This window comes from Mucilaginibacter sp. P2_A4 (assembly GCF_056405015.1).
Genome location: NZ_JBFUCX010000010.1, coordinates 243,719 through 258,464, shown reverse-complemented (window position 1 = coordinate 258,464; position 14,746 = coordinate 243,719). Strand labels below are relative to the sequence as shown.

Below are 14,746 nucleotides of genomic sequence, written 5' to 3'. Positions count from 1 at the left end.
TAAACACGAATGCAAAATAAAAACCTATACAAATGCGCACTTAGCTTATTGATGGCAGGTGCGAGCTTACTTCCGGCTAAGGCGCAACTGGGCGTTGCAAAAGAAACTTTTACACGTGCCGATACTTTACGCGGATCATTAACCACACCGCTACGTACCTGTTATGATATTAACTACTATCACCTTGATGTGAAGTTTGATATCGATAAAAAATTCATCAGTGGTAATGTATTATTCAAGTTTACTGCTGTTAATGATTTTAATAAGCTGCAATTTGATCTTTGGAATAACCTGCAGATAGCAAAAGTGGTTTACAAAGGTCAGGAATTGAAATACACCCGTGAATTTAACGCCGTGTTTGTAACCTTCCCTAAAAACATCACTAAAGGCAGTAAGGATGAATTTACAGTGTACTACTCGGGCAACCCTACCATAGCCAAACGTGCTCCCTGGGATGGAGGCGTTGAGTACAATACCGATTCATTAGGTCATGCATGGGTATCCACCGCCTGCCAGGGCATGGGAGCCAGCGTTTGGTGGCCCACTAAAGATCAGCAGGCCGATGAGGTGGATAGCGCGCTCATCAGCATTAGCGTACCAAAAGGTTTAAAAGATGTTTCAAATGGTCGTTTACGTAAAGTTACCGATCTGAAAGATGGGTATACCCGGTTCGATTGGTTTGTAAGTAACCCCATCAATAATTATGATATTGAAGCCAACATCGGCGATTACACCCATTACGAGGGTGTTTACGATGGCGAAAAAGGCAAGCTTACCATGGATTTTTGGCCATTAAGCTACAACCTTGATAAAGCTAAAGCCCAATGGGGCCTTGATGCGCCGCGGATGCTGAAAGCTTTTGAAAACTGGTTTGGCCCTTATCCTTTTTACGAGGATGGCTACAAACTGGTAGAAAGCCATCACCTGGGTATGGAGCACCAGAGTGGTACGGCCTATGGTAATCATTACAAAAACGGCTACCTCGGTCGCGACCTTTCCGGTACCGGCTGGGGACTTAAATGGGATTTTATAGTTGTGCACGAAAGCGGGCACGAGTGGTTCGGCAATAACATCACCTCCAAAGACCTGGGTGATATGTGGATTCACGAAAGTTTCACCAATTATTCTGAATCACTATTTGTAGAAACTTTTTATGGCAAACAAGCCGGCCAGGAATATGTACACGGCACCCGCGCAAGCATCGTAAACGACAGGCCGATAGTTGGTCCGTATAACTTGAACAAAGAAGGCTCTGGCGATATGTATTACAAAGGCGGCAATATGCTCAACATGATCCGCACCATTATTAACGACGATGAAAAATGGCGCAGTGTACTGCGCGGACTTAACAAAACTTTCTACCATCAAACCGTTACCTATGATCAGGTTGTGGATTATATCAACAAGCAATCGGGGATGGATCTGTCGCCGGTATTTGACCAATACCTGCACTACAAAACCCTGCCTATCCTGGAGCTGATGGTAAAAGATGGTAAAACCCTCGCCCGCTGGACCAGCGCAGATGCTAAAGGTTTCAACATGCCGGTTAAAGTAAGGGTTAAAGGTGGCGATTATAAATTTATTACCCCAACAACCCGCTTTAAACCTATTGAACTTGACGGCGCAACAAAGGATAATATTGAGGTTGATACGTTTAATTTTTATATTGGAGTACTGGTAGAGTAAAAGTAAATTTGTTTTGCTGAGTGATGAATTTCGCGAAACGCTGAAGGAGAAATGACAAATCGATTTAAACCCAATGTCATGCTGAACTTGTTTCAGCACCCCACTTGCTAAGTGTACTTCATGCGGTCCACCTGTCCTGTGGGATCCTGAAACAAGTTCAGGACGACTTCAGTTTTATAACTTGTCATAGGTAGGTATCAAATTTAGGTAATCGCAGAAGGAGAAATGTCAAACGGCGAAAGACTTACGAAGTTTTAAAAACTTCGTAAGTCTGGGATTTTCCAACTTGTCATGGGTAGGAATGAAACATCTCCTGACTCAATAGAAATGACCTATTTTTAACTTTATTTCTGCCTCCGTGCAACCTCGTCAAAAAACTTGCGTCATATAGACACAAAACATACAGTTAACATGAAATTATTAAGCAAAATATTACTGGTTACCGTTTTGGTAACGGGTACTGCAGGTTATACAATAGCAAAAACTCATTCAACAGAAGTAACTCAAAATACAGAAGACCGCCATATTACCGGTTTCAGCTCGGTAAATGTTGCAGGTTCATTCGATGTAGTTATTACACAAGGATCTACCGAATCGGTTAAGGTACAGGCCCCGTCTGATATTATTAGTCGGATCATCACCGAAGTTGAAGGCGGTGTACTTAAAATATATACTAAAAGTGATAATGACTGGCATTGGTTTAATGGCGGTCACAAAAAAATAATGATCTATGTATCGGCCAAAGATCTTAATGGCGTCATCCTTTCAGGATCTGGCGATGTATCTTTTAAAGGGGGCATTCGTGCCAATTCCTTTAAACTGAAGCTTACAGGATCGGGTGATGTAACCGGCAGATTGGATGTAAAATCATTGGATGCTGTTTTGGCGGGCTCAGGAGATATTACCATAAGCGGTAGTGCCGATAACTCCAATATCAGCGTTGCAGGCTCTGGCGATTATTCTGCCAGAGACCTTGTTACCAATACAGCATCAGTACGCGTTGCAGGCTCTGGCGATGTCAGAATAAACGTTAGTCAGAAACTTGATGCCTCCGTTATAGGTTCGGGCGATGTACACTACACCGGTAGTGTTAAAAACATCAACAGCTCCAAAGTGGGCAGCGGCGATATTAGCAGAATGTAAAAACCTCGCCTAAACAGCGAGGCTATTCTCCGAAAGAGGAAACTTTAAGACAAAACGAAAAAAGCGATGAGAAAACCCATCGCTTTTTTCGTTTAAACTATTTTCACGTCCTCTTCATTGAAGAGAGCCGGCTGATTCTAAAATCTGGTATAAAAAGCCAGCTGAGCCACGTGGTTAAGCGTATAGCTTTCGGCTTGTTTAATGTATTGATTAAGGTAACCAGTCTCCACGTCTATCATCTTATTGATACGATATCCTACGGCAACGTAAGCCCTGTTCTGATCAAAAAAGTGCTTATTCCCCTTGTTTTTATTTTGGATGTTTACAAACACTTCATTTTGCAAGGCAACAAATGGCCCTTTGTTAAATGCTCCCGAATCTTTTTTCAGTGGGATAACTCCTCTTGCAAAATATCTTAAGCGCTGCGCAAAATACTGATCGTTCTTATTTGCCCCGGTGTGGCCCAGGAAACGCTGCTCTAAGCGGAAGCGGTGTGCTACTGCGATGTTTTTATTTACTTTGTGCGAATAAGTATACTGCTCCCATATACGGTGTTCCGGGCGGAAGGTTTGGTCGCCCGCTGTGTTGCGGCCATAAGTGGCTATATATGCATATCCCAAGGCTCCTACCTTATTTTTAGCGAAGTAATAATTAGCCGATGGACGCAGCAATATGTGCTTTAGATAGCTAAGCTCATCATGTGAACGGAGCTGCCCATCAAACGAATACCCCCAGTGCTCAGATAATTTCTGGCTGTGGAACAAAGCCGCCCATGCCGAAAACTGGTTATCCTGCGCAAATAGCTTCGCAGGTACTATAAACATTAAAACTATTAAAACTGCTAATTTTTGCTTCAACTGCATAGATGTATATATTATTTAATAAAATGGTACTCCCCAATTTTTAATCCTTCAACCTGATTAAGGTCCTTCTGCCCAGATCAACAGTTACCCTGAAAGCTTCCTGGTTACTGGTTTTAAAACCAGGTGTTTGGTGAAAACTTAAAATAAACTGCCCTTTTATCCTATTGTACAGGAAAGGCGTCCATATAATATCCATCCGGTTGTACGTTTTCTTTTCATAAAACGCATCACCGTACATAATATGATGCCCTTGCCCTTTATAAAATTCATCAAACAAGGCAAAACGGTGATAGCCAAAATAAACATTTGCCACAAAGCCCGCTGGCTTTTGGAAACCATCAACTCCACGGGTTCGTTCAAATGACATCATACCTCCTGCTTCTATTGATAAGGAATCAAGAAAGGTTTTGTGGCCAAAATCGAGCCCTAATCTTATTTGGCCCGCGCCGTTATCTTGTATATTATCATTAGGCACAGCAATGATTGCACCGGCATCGTGCTCCAGCATAAAATTGTGTGATACATAAAACATACCGGTAACCGATGGCTTGTACCTGCCCGAAAATCCAAATAAAAACTGCTCTCTATCTGTATTGGTTTGGCGGCTTACCCAATCTATCCAGCCAGTCTCCACAAAATGATCATTATGCACACGTGCTAAAAGCCCCTGGATATTGGGACGATAATAGCGTAAGGTATCATTAAGTATTGCCCGTGGATAATCATCAAGTAAACCCTCACGAGGGAAAGCCCCGGCATTAAAAAGCCAGCTTTTACCTGTAAAGCTATAATAGGCAATCGGGTCAACCTTTAAAAAATAAGGTTTGGCGCCAAACTCATGAATACCATTGGCACCCACAATAAAGTGATTTAAACTATCAAGGTTCCATCCCACATCAAGAGCGGTACGCACACCATTGTAGGTGCGAGATCGTAATACAAACGGCTTATACTCGCGGTTGTCCATAAAGCCCATCGCGTTAAAATGAATATCAATGGTTTGCTGTGCCAGCGCGGCAGTACCGGTAATTATTGTAAAAACTGCAAGTAAGTATATTCTTTTAAACATAGGTGTAATTATTATTTAACTGTAAAACTAATACCATCGCTGTTCCTGCCTCCCTGGAACGGCTCTGTACGCAAGGAGAAGAACAGCAGATAATTTGCCTTTTTCTCAGGAGCAATAAGGGTAAAGGCATAGTCGGTTTGTTCGCCCGGTTTTAGAGATATATTATTAAAGTCATCTCCCGAAGCTTGTGTCTTCACTATGTCCTCACCGATGAGTATACAGGCTTCTAAGGTAAGCGGATGCGTTTGGTTTTTGTTGCTGAGGTTAATGGTATATGAATATGGATTAGTTATCCTCATATTGATTACATGCTTTTGTCCGGGTGCAAATGCAAAATTAGGAGATAAAATTTTACATTTCACTTTTTGGTAAGTGCGGGTATCCTCTACCCAGCTGCCATACCATTTCCCCCTGATGGTCATACTATCGGTAGTAACATTGGGTATCTTATCATGAGTAAGATAATAAACTCTTTTATGCTGAAATTGCTCTTCAAACGGCCACATATCAAACTGGGTGGTTCGGTAATAGCGGGAATCATAGGCAAACCCTTTTAAAGAGTTGGTGTAATAAGAATATCTTGATGGATCCTGGTACTCATTTTTCATGACCAAATAGCTATCGCCAATTTTGGCATGAATAGCATCCGCCCATTTATGATGACCAAAGTATGCCTCTAACTGTTCATTACCTTTTAAAATATCAAAGCCTGCAACTACACACAATCTAAACGCCACAAACAACGCGATATTGATAATGCTTAAACGATACAACCATGTAGGGTTCAATTCCCTTTGCTTAAGGTTAATGAGTGCAAGCATTACCAAAGGCACAAAGCCAATGAGGGCATAATGTAACTGCACAGTAGCCTTTAATGAGCTCAGGATAAAAAAGGCGAATGTGCAAACCATGTTCACCTGCAGCGCCCTCATAAATTTATCCTTAATCCGTGTAGTAAAGGATGCATAAAACAGGTACCAGGATGTGAGCGCGCCACCCAAAAGCAATTGCCCAAAAAAGAAATCAGATCCGGCATTGAAGTGAAAACCGTCGCCTTCGCGCTCAAACAGGCTAATATTTATAGCCGGGAAGTTATGGTGATACTGCCATAAAATATGAGGCACATACAAACCCAGAGCCAAAAGCACAATAAAATAAAAAGAAGGACGCCTTAAAAGTTTAAGGTTTGATAGTAAGGTAAAACTCACCACCAATATACCATGGTACTTACTATACATAAGGCAAGCCACTACTATGCCCAATATCAGCGCCAGTTTCCAGCTGTTGTTATCAATGTATTGCTGGTAAAAATAGTAAAACAGCACTGTAAAGAAAAGCAGTGGTGCATCGGGTGTGGCGGTAAAGCCATAGATATGAAACACCCATACGCCCGACATCAGCAAAATAAACCATTTGGTACTTACTTCATACCTTTTTAACATCAGCCAGATGATGTAGATAGAGAGCGTGCTCGATATAACCATTGCCAGCCGTGTTCCCAGTTCGTTATGCATCAGCATATCACCCATGCGGATAAATACTGCCACCATAGGCGGGTGATAGTAGAAACCCCAATCCATCATGCGCGAGAAGATCCAGTAGTAGGCTTCATCTGCATGCACCTCTAAAGTGGAAGCCTGCAGGATGTTTAGCGCCGTCCACAGCAATAAAAAATAAATAATGGGCTTGTTGTATTTTGTTTGGGCCGGCGTATTAATTATGGCGGTATCCTGCATTAATGAACTATTGAAATTGAGTTTGTAAAGGTATAATAAAACACCAAACACATAAAACTATCCCTATCATGAATAAGTAATTTGATGAAATAATAACCTAAATCTTCCTACTTTAGCCTTCCAATAACTAAACAATTATCTGTAATGCTCAAATCAATAGAACTAATCAGAGGACCAAGAGAATTGGCGCTCAACCAGGTGAAGGACCTTACGCTGGAACAGCTTAACCAAGTACCTCAGGGCTTTAACAACAATATCATCTGGAATATAGCACACATGATATCAGGTCAACAGGGTATTTTTTATACCCGTGCAGGTTTACCGGTAATAGTGGACGACAAATACTATACCCCCTACCGCCCGGAAACTAAACCAACTACTTTTGTGGGCGCAGAAGATGTAGCCACCATCAAAGAACTATTTCTTTCAACTATCGATCAGCTGGAAACAGATGTTAACAACAACCTGTTTGTAAACTACCCAACCTGGAGCACCCGGTATGGCACCACTGTAAATTCTGTTGAAGCCGCACTTGCGTTTTTGCCTTTTCATGAAGGTTTACACTTCGGGTACATGATGGCATTGAAAAGAGTATTATAAGGTAATATAGGGGTGTTCTATTTTGCGTGTGGATTTCCGGCAAACCCTGTTGGCGAAGTGTACCCGATCATCGACCCAACAACGGCCGAATAAATAATATTACTTTTCCTTTTCTATAAATTCATTTATACCCTTTTTACGCTTTTTTTTACAAAAAAACTTCTGAATTGTACGTTATTTGGTAATATGAATCCTACTACAACTCCGATTCTCTTCTTGATTTTCAATCGTCCGAGCCACACCAAAAAAGTTTTTGATGCTATCAAAATCCAAAAACCAAAAACTCTCTTTATAGCCGCAGATGGGCCGAGAAAAGACCGGCCTGGTGAATTTGAAAAATGTGAACTCGTCAAAAAAAACGTTTTGGATGCGATTGATTGGGATTGTGATGTTAAACTTTTATTTAGAACAGAAAACTTAGGTTGCGGAAAAGCAGTATATGGAGCAATAAGTTGGTTTTTTGAAAACGTGGAAGAAGGAATAATATTGGAAGACGATTGTGTGCCCGGAAATAGCTTTTTTTATTTTTGTGAGGAGCTATTAAACAGGTACAGAGATACTGAACAGATTATGCATATCAATGGCACACGGTTTCAGCATACAAGTAATTTCGGAAACAAAAGCTATTATTTCAGCAACTATATACACCCTTATGGATGGGCTACCTGGCGGCGCGCATGGCAAAAATATCAGTTTGATATTCCTGTAGAAACAAGCGAAGAGTTTAAAATCATACTAAAACAAAAATTTCCGGATGTTCTTGAAAGGCATCTTTGGGAAACATCCTTTTTAGGCATGGCTCAGAATAAAATAGATACATGGGACACACAATGGAATTACAGCATTTATAAGTCTTCCGGTTTTGCAATTACGCCAGTACTAAACCTTGTTTCAAACATAGGCTTTGACGATGAAGCAACGCACACCAATGAATATACCGTGGGCATTGCAGATTTATCAATAAATACAATAGATGCTATTGTGCATCCCCGAAAAATAGCCGTATCAAAGGCGGCCGACAGGCATACTTATAAAAAGCATTACGAGCTTAAGATCACTCTTTTTAATAAATTAAAATTTAAAATCGGCAAGGTGCTTCCTTTTGTAAAAACCGCCTATTTAAGTTTGTTTTTAAAAAAGGACTTCTAAAAACAAAAACGATACCTGATCTAATGCCATATAAAAATTTAAAATAAGTCCACTAACTGACCTCAAGGCTTTTAAATTTCGTTTATTTAAAGACCAATTTTGCGGCTCGTCTATTAATTAAAATCCAGTCGTTTTTTCTACTTTTATAGAAAAACCTGACCGCGATGATTTTTACCGTCATTAGCATTTTAACATGTTTTATAAACGTAGCATTTGTCACCTACCTCATTGTCGGCCTAAAAAAAATTAAACAAATAAGCAAACTACCTGTAATTGACGATGAACCCGCAGTAGTCATAATTATAGCCGTACGCAACGAAGAGCAAGACCTTGAAAAAGCGTTGTTAAGCGTTTGCCATATCAATTATTGTAACTACAGGATTATTGTAGTTAATGACCGATCTACCGACGGCACTGCCGAGATATTAAAGGGATTCGTTACAAATTATCCAAAACTAAGTGTTACCACCATTGACAGCCTGCCTCCTGGATGGCTGGGTAAAAACAATGCATTATACCAGGGCTATAAAAGCAGTAATGAAGAGTGGATGCTTTTTGCTGATGCCGATATTGTTTTTCACCCGGATGCGTTAAGTAAGGCCGTAGGCTACGCGGTAAAACAAAAGCTTGATCATTTAACCATATTGCCGCAACTGGTATCACCATCGGCCATTTTAAATAGTGTGCTGGCCACATTTAGTATCATGCTCATGATGCATATGCGGCCCTGGGATGCCAAAAACCATAAATCAAACGCCTTTGCAAGTATTGGTGCATTTAATTTGTTAAGGCGCAGTGCCTATGAAAAAGTTGGCACCCATGCCCGCATAAAATTAAGACCTGATGATGATCTGCAGCTTGGTCATATTATCAAGTTGGCAGGGTTAAACCAGGATGTATTGGCGGGCAATAACTACATCTGCCTGGAATGGTACAAAAACCTGCGCCAGTTTGGCCACGGAATATTGAAAAACTCTTTTGCCATAGCCGAATATAAACTCGGCAGAGCTCTTGTAAATGCACTTTCCATGTTGCTAAGTTTCACGTTGCCATTGCCCATCCTTTTTATTTTTGGTTCCACACAGATCCGTTTAATGGCATGCGTGATTTTGCTATTTCTGCTGATATACATGACTGTAGTATTACCCAATAAATGGTGGTATGCATTTATGGTTCCGTTTGCCGGTGTGTATATAGCCTACTTTACAATAAAATCGGCATTGATAACGCTGAAACAAGGCGGTATTTATTGGCGGGAAAGTTTTTATTCGCTGGCTATGCTTAAAGGCAAAGATTAAGCTTTACACAATGCCCATCCATTGCACAAAATGCGTACAATATTTAATTATAATTTCAATAACAGCTGACTATCAGTATATTGTATAACATTTGAAAAAACACCTAACTAAACCAAATACTATTTTAACCGGGCCTATCTGCAGGACTGAACAAATCCAAGCCCTTCATTTAGGCCATGCGTTATCAACCGGGCTGTCACAACCTAAATGCCTTAATCAGTACTAAATAAACCTATTGCTAACACGTATATTTTAAGTTGCATATAATAAACGATACAATTTTTTAAATCTTTAAAATTTTGGTATGCTTCCTAAACCCTATATTTTATTCCAATTTATATCCTTCTGTAGCCTTTTATCACATTTAAGCGCAGGCATTCATTATTGCTTTATTTCTTCCAGGCTTATAAAAATTCCTTTTTACATTTTAAATTTAAACGGCAAAAGCCAGCTATACAAAAATCTCAATCAAATTTGGTACACCCGGCTTGTTAGGAGAATAGTTTCGTTATCTGTACGAAGCCCCCTTAGGCTCATTACGCTCCGTTTAGTAAATTTCAATATTAATATTCCTTCCAATTCTGGTTGTGTAATAGCTATTTGCCATACACCATGGAAAAGGCTATTGGTACAATGGTGCCTTCAAAATAATTTTTCGCTGATTATAGCCGGTGGCAGATGGACCAAACAAAGAGGCACAATTCAACGGCAGGCCCTCGGAATTACAGATCTGCGCTGTATAGTGAACTACTTGAAACAGAATGGCCGGATAGTTATTACCTGCGACATTTTTAACAATTTAAACAATTGTCCTGTAAGCTTTTTAGGCAAACATCAAAATGTATCGCTACTTCCTGCGCGCCTGGCACGCATAGCCGGCGTACCCTTAATTACTGCTATACCTGTACTCAGAAAAGGGAAGATCCATTTTGACGGCGGCCCTCAATTTGATTTAAATAAGCTGAACTCCGATTCAACAGACGTAATGCAGCAAATTGTTTCGTTTTTAGAAACCGAGATAAAAAACGACCCCAGCATATGGCTCACTACCTATCACCAAAATTTTACCTGATCAAATAACGGCCATCTCAAAGTTAGGCGACTTAAAACACAGCATTTTATCTTTACCCCATTTTTTCATAGAGCCATCGGCTCGAAGATATTGTCACAACGGATTTTAATCCGTTGACCCTAACCCAAATAAAAATAAGCGCCGTAGGCACGGCGCATCTTTTAAGCACATACCGATATTTCCATTTATTGCATGTTAATAACAGTTAACCAGCTGAACATATGGGCCGAACCTATGGTTCTTTTTTACCTGCTGCTTCTTTTTCAACGGATTAAAATCCGTTGTTACAATATTAGCCGTAGCTACGCCACTAATTTATAACTACTTGTGCAACAATTACTTTATGAAGCGAACAAATAGAGAATCCCATTTGCTTTAGCCAAATCACAGCCATACTAACAAACTTGTGTACACACAGTAGCCCGTTGGGAGGGAATTAAAAACCTTAATAGCATTGCGCCGTTAGGTGCTACCTGTTTGTAGAAAACACATCATATTATCTTTGCCTCGTAGAAGGCTACCCTTCAACAACAATTATTTACCTCGTTTATTGGCGTTGCACCTACGGCGTTCATAAGAATAATAAAAAGCAGGGGCAATGTGCGATTCCTTCCTCGGGGAAGGGGAGGTAGGGGTTTAATCAGGCGTACAAGTACCGTTGCAGATCGCATGTCGGCGAAACCCCTCCCTGCCATCGCGCACTTTTCAACCGCCCCCCTCCCGTTGGGAGGGAACAAAAAAAACTTTAGAATATCTTTGGTGTCTCCGCAAAACGCAATTACAACACACCACTTTGTACCGCCTTGTCCTGCCACACCAACAAAACCCTGCCGCACAAAAAAGGCCTCCTTTTGCAAGGAGGCCTGGTATAAATATTTGATGAATAAGCTTAACCAGCTAATGCCGCGGCACCGCTCACAATTTCGGTAAGCTCGGTAGTGATGGCAGCCTGGCGGGCCTGGTTGTATGAAAGTTTTAAAGCTTTCAACAAGTCGCCGGCGTTTTCGGTAGCCTTATCCATAGCCGTCATACGTGCGCCATGCTCAGATGCGTTTGAATCTAATACCGCGCGGTATAACTGTATTTTAATATTTTTAGGGATCAGTTGCTCTACAATTTCCTCTTGCGATGGCTCCAGGATGTAATCAACATTAGCAGTTTTCACCGCATCCTTTTTATCGGGTTTTGGAACAGGCAATAACTGCTCGGCAACAAGATATTGTACAGCCGCGTTTCTGAAATGGTTATACACCAGTTCAACACGGTCATACTTGCCATGAACAAAACCTTCCATAATGCTTTCAGTAATTTTTGAAGCATTTTCAAAGTTAAGGTCAAGGTACAAATCGTTATTGTTACCAATTACATTGTACTTGCGTCTTTCGTAAAACTCCTGGCTTTTTTTACCTATCGCTACAATCGAAACATTACCGGCCGCTAATTGCTTGCTGTATTTTTCGGCAATAAGGTTGTTGGCCGTTTTAATTACGTTGGCGTTAAATGCACCTGCCAAACCACGGTTTGATGATACTACAACAACCAAAATACGCACGGGCTCGCGCTCCTGCAAATAAGGTGATGAGCCATCCTCTAAACTTTGAGAAAGGTTTGCCAGCAGCTCTTTAAGCTTATTAGCATAAGGGCGCAATTGAACGATAGCATTTGTAGCGCGCTTTAACTTAGCAGCCGAAACCATTTTCATGGCCTTGGTGATCTGCTGTGTTGACGATACAGACTTTATCCTGTTTCTTACTTCTTTTAAATTAGCCATCTTTTTTGAGTATCAAGTAGTTAGTATCAAGTATCAAGACTTGTATGACCACTCGACTAATGCTATATTTTTTTGAATACAAGTAGTTAGTTTCATAATACCAGGCGCTTAAATACTTGCTACTTGATACTAACTACTTGCTACTAAAATTAATACTTTCCTGCCAGTTCTTTAGCTACTGTTTCCAGTACGCCTGTTATCTGATCATCAAACTTACCTGCTTTAAGGGCAGCTAATACTTCTGGATGACGAGCTTCTAACTGGCTTGTGTATTCTGCCTCAAACTTCCTGATATCCTTTACAGGTACAGTACGCATCAGGTTTTTTGTACCTAAATAAATGATGGCAACTTGTTTTTCAACAGATACCGGTGAGTACTGGCCTTGTTTCAACACTTCCACGTTACGTACGCCTTTATCAAGCACGTTTTTGGTTGATGCATCAAGATCAGATCCGAATTTAGAGAAAGCCTCTAATTCGCGGTATTGAGCCTGGTCAAGTTTCAAAGTACCTGCTACCTTCTTCATTGATTTAATCTGCGCGTTACCACCTACACGTGATACCGAGATACCTACGTTAATAGCCGGACGAACACCCGCGTTAAACAAGTTTGATTCAAGGAAGATCTGACCATCGGTGATCGAGATCACGTTGGTAGGGATGTATGCAGATACGTCACCAGCCTGAGTTTCGATAATAGGCAAAGCGGTTAATGAACCACCACCCTTAACGATACCTCTGATAGACTCCGGTAAATCATTCATCGCCTGGGCGATAGAATCATTAGAGTTGATCTTGGCGGCACGCTCTAATAAACGGCTGTGCAGGTAAAACACGTCACCCGGATAAGCCTCACGGCCCGGTGGACGACGAAGTAACAATGATACTTCGCGGTAAGCAACAGCTTGTTTAGATAGATCATCATAAACGATCAATGCCGGACGGCCTGTATCACGGAAGTACTCGCCAATTGCAGCACCTGCAAAAGGAGCAAAGAACTGCATGGTAGCAGAGTCAGCAGCGCTTGCAGCCACAACGATAGAGAAAGGCATCGCGCCGTTTTCTTCCAGTGTGCGTACAATATTTGCAACTGTTGATGCTTTTTGACCGCAGGCAACATATATACAGATAACCGGTTTACCGGCATCATAAAATTCTTTTTGGTTAATAATGGTATCGATACAAACAGCAGTTTTACCTGTCTGGCGATCGCCAATAACCAACTCACGCTGGCCACGGCCAATCGGGATCATCGCGTCAATAGCTTTGATACCTGTTTGCAAAGGCTCGGTAACCGGCTGACGGTAGATAACACCTGGCGCTTTACGCTCCAATGGCATTTCGTAAGTTGTGCCAACTATCGGTCCTTTACCATCAATTGGTGTACCTAAAGTATCAACAACACGACCAAGCATGCCTTCGCCAACGTTGATTGATGCAATACGGTTGGTACGTTTTACAGTATCACCTTCTTTAATATCGTCAGATTTACCTAACAATACCACACCCACGTTATCTTCTTCAAGGTTAAGTACGATACCTTGCAACCCTGTGCCAAATTCTACAAGCTCACCTGATTGTACTTTTGTTAATCCATAAACGCGTGCAATACCATCACCCACCTGGAGTACAGTACCCACTTCTTCTAATTCAGATTCTGACTTAAAGCCTGCCAATTGCTGACGCAAAATTGCCGATACTTCGTCTGGTCTTACCTCTACCATTGTTTAAATTTATTTAGAGTTTTGTTTTTACTATTATTGAATCACCTTCACGGCAAATTCTTTTTTCAATTTTTTCAAGCTTGCTGCAATGCTGGTATCAACCTGCCTATCGCCCACGGTTAATACAAAACCACCAATTAATGATGGATCAACCTTGGTTTCCAATACTACAGTACCACCTACCGCGCTTTGTACTTCGGCTATAATGGTTTTTTTATTAGCTGCTGATAATTCAGTAGCCGATGTAACCTTAGCCTTGGTAATATGCCTTTTGATGTTAAACAGGTTTACATACTCAAATGCTGTAGTATATAAAACCTCGCCGCGACCTTTATCAACCATCAGTTTAAAAAAACCGATAGTTGCCTTGTTCACCTTATTCAGGAAAACGGCATCAAGTATCTTGGTTTTTTTGGTGTGCGCTACAATGGGGTTGCTCAAAACAGCTTTAAGCTCCGGGCTCGCCTTCAAAGTATGTATAAACAGATCCATATCAGCTTTGATCACATCAACAATGTTTTGTTCCTGTGCAAGGTCAATAAGGGATTTTGCGTACCTGGATCCTACCGTTAATTCTGACATATTCTTTTTATTTCGGATTTCGAATTTTCGATTTCGGAATTTTCTATTTTGAA

12 protein-coding genes are annotated in these 14,746 nt (G+C 41.0%); 6 read left to right on the top strand and 6 right to left on the bottom strand.

What is annotated here, in order from left to right; all coding sequences use genetic code 11:
• Positions 1-9: 9 nt before the first annotated feature.
• Both AC1DYB_RS19270 and AC1DYB_RS19265 read left to right on the top strand, forming a co-directional pair.
• Complete coding sequence (locus AC1DYB_RS19270; protein ID WP_477437153.1) at positions 10-1,686, top strand: M1 family metallopeptidase; 1,677 nt, start codon at positions 10-12, stop codon at positions 1,684-1,686.
• 411 nt (positions 1,687-2,097) lie between these two features.
• Positions 2,098-2,829, top strand: coding sequence for a head GIN domain-containing protein (locus tag AC1DYB_RS19265; protein ID WP_477437151.1), 732 nt, complete (start codon positions 2,098-2,100; stop codon positions 2,827-2,829).
• Between the two features lie 137 nt (positions 2,830-2,966).
• Here AC1DYB_RS19265 and AC1DYB_RS19260 read toward each other — a convergent pair whose 3' ends face one another.
• Genes AC1DYB_RS19260 through AC1DYB_RS19250 form a run of 3 tightly spaced genes read right to left on the bottom strand, consistent with a single transcriptional unit; the run spans position 2,967 to position 6,497 of the window.
• Positions 2,967-3,692, bottom strand: a complete 726-nt coding sequence (locus AC1DYB_RS19260) for a DUF2490 domain-containing protein (RefSeq protein WP_477437149.1) — start codon at positions 3,690-3,692, stop codon at positions 2,967-2,969.
• 40 nt (positions 3,693-3,732) lie between these two features.
• Positions 3,733-4,761: a hypothetical protein gene (locus AC1DYB_RS19255; RefSeq protein ID WP_295712529.1), complete on the bottom strand. Its 1,029-nt coding sequence runs from the start codon at positions 4,759-4,761 to the stop codon at positions 3,733-3,735.
• A gap of 11 nt (positions 4,762-4,772) precedes the next feature.
• Positions 4,773-6,497, bottom strand: a complete 1,725-nt coding sequence (locus AC1DYB_RS19250; protein ID WP_477437147.1) for an ArnT family glycosyltransferase — start codon at positions 6,495-6,497, stop codon at positions 4,773-4,775.
• Between the two features lie 144 nt (positions 6,498-6,641).
• On the opposite strand from AC1DYB_RS19250, the gene AC1DYB_RS19245 reads away from it, so the two are divergent.
• The 4 genes from AC1DYB_RS19245 (at position 6,642) to AC1DYB_RS19230 (ending at position 10,616) form a co-directional block, all read left to right on the top strand.
• The gene (locus AC1DYB_RS19245) at positions 6,642-7,097 is read left to right on the top strand and encodes a DinB family protein (RefSeq protein ID WP_477437145.1); all 456 of its coding nucleotides are present in this window, start codon (positions 6,642-6,644) and stop codon (positions 7,095-7,097) included.
• Between the two features lie 186 nt (positions 7,098-7,283).
• On the top strand, positions 7,284-8,246 hold the full coding sequence (locus AC1DYB_RS19240; protein WP_477437143.1) for a nucleotide-diphospho-sugar transferase: 963 nt from the start codon (positions 7,284-7,286) through the stop codon (positions 8,244-8,246).
• Positions 8,247-8,410: 164 nt separating this feature from the next.
• Positions 8,411-9,544, top strand: coding sequence for a glycosyltransferase family 2 protein (locus tag AC1DYB_RS19235; RefSeq protein WP_477437141.1), 1,134 nt, complete (start codon positions 8,411-8,413; stop codon positions 9,542-9,544).
• A 304-nt stretch (positions 9,545-9,848) separates the two neighbouring features.
• Positions 9,849-10,616 (top strand): LpxL/LpxP family acyltransferase, encoded by a 768-nt coding sequence (locus AC1DYB_RS19230; protein ID WP_477437139.1) that lies wholly within the window; start codon positions 9,849-9,851, stop codon positions 10,614-10,616.
• Between the two features lie 889 nt (positions 10,617-11,505).
• Here AC1DYB_RS19230 and atpG read toward each other — a convergent pair.
• The 3 genes from atpG to atpH form a co-directional block, all read right to left on the bottom strand.
• Entirely contained in the window at positions 11,506-12,387 is an 882-nt protein-coding gene (gene atpG, locus AC1DYB_RS19225) for an ATP synthase F1 subunit gamma (RefSeq protein WP_295712543.1), read from the bottom strand.
• Positions 12,388-12,536: 149 nt separating this feature from the next.
• Positions 12,537-14,111 carry a F0F1 ATP synthase subunit alpha gene (gene atpA / locus AC1DYB_RS19220; RefSeq protein ID WP_295712545.1) on the bottom strand — a complete coding sequence of 525 codons (1,575 nt, stop codon included), beginning with the start codon at positions 14,109-14,111 and terminating at the stop codon, positions 12,537-12,539.
• Positions 14,112-14,144: 33 nt separating this feature from the next.
• Positions 14,145-14,693: an ATP synthase F1 subunit delta gene (atpH, locus tag AC1DYB_RS19215; RefSeq protein WP_295712547.1), complete on the bottom strand. Its 549-nt coding sequence runs from the start codon at positions 14,691-14,693 to the stop codon at positions 14,145-14,147.
• Positions 14,694-14,746: the final 53 nt, after the last annotated feature.

What these genes read in the sequence shown, in the direction of transcription:
- AC1DYB_RS19270 (WP_477437153.1), top strand. Translation starts at nt 10, where the DNA reads ATGCAAAATAAAAACCTATACAAATGCGCACTTAGCTTATTGATGGCA.
- AC1DYB_RS19230 (WP_477437139.1), top strand. Translation starts at nt 9,849, where the DNA reads ATGCTTCCTAAACCCTATATTTTATTCCAATTTATATCCTTCTGTAGC.
- atpG (WP_295712543.1), bottom strand. Translation starts at nt 12,387, where the DNA reads ATGGCTAATTTAAAAGAAGTAAGAAACAGGATAAAGTCTGTATCGTCA.
- AC1DYB_RS19245 (WP_477437145.1), top strand. Translation starts at nt 6,642, where the DNA reads ATGCTCAAATCAATAGAACTAATCAGAGGACCAAGAGAATTGGCGCTC.
- AC1DYB_RS19260 (WP_477437149.1), bottom strand. Translation starts at nt 3,692, where the DNA reads ATGCAGTTGAAGCAAAAATTAGCAGTTTTAATAGTTTTAATGTTTATA.
- AC1DYB_RS19255 (WP_295712529.1), bottom strand. Translation starts at nt 4,761, where the DNA reads ATGTTTAAAAGAATATACTTACTTGCAGTTTTTACAATAATTACCGGT.
- AC1DYB_RS19250 (WP_477437147.1), bottom strand. Translation starts at nt 6,497, where the DNA reads ATGCAGGATACCGCCATAATTAATACGCCGGCCCAAACAAAATACAAC.
- atpH (WP_295712547.1), bottom strand. Translation starts at nt 14,693, where the DNA reads ATGTCAGAATTAACGGTAGGATCCAGGTACGCAAAATCCCTTATTGAC.
- AC1DYB_RS19265 (WP_477437151.1), top strand. Translation starts at nt 2,098, where the DNA reads ATGAAATTATTAAGCAAAATATTACTGGTTACCGTTTTGGTAACGGGT.
- atpA (WP_295712545.1), bottom strand. Translation starts at nt 14,111, where the DNA reads ATGGTAGAGGTAAGACCAGACGAAGTATCGGCAATTTTGCGTCAGCAA.
- AC1DYB_RS19235 (WP_477437141.1), top strand. Translation starts at nt 8,411, where the DNA reads ATGATTTTTACCGTCATTAGCATTTTAACATGTTTTATAAACGTAGCA.
- AC1DYB_RS19240 (WP_477437143.1), top strand. Translation starts at nt 7,284, where the DNA reads ATGAATCCTACTACAACTCCGATTCTCTTCTTGATTTTCAATCGTCCG.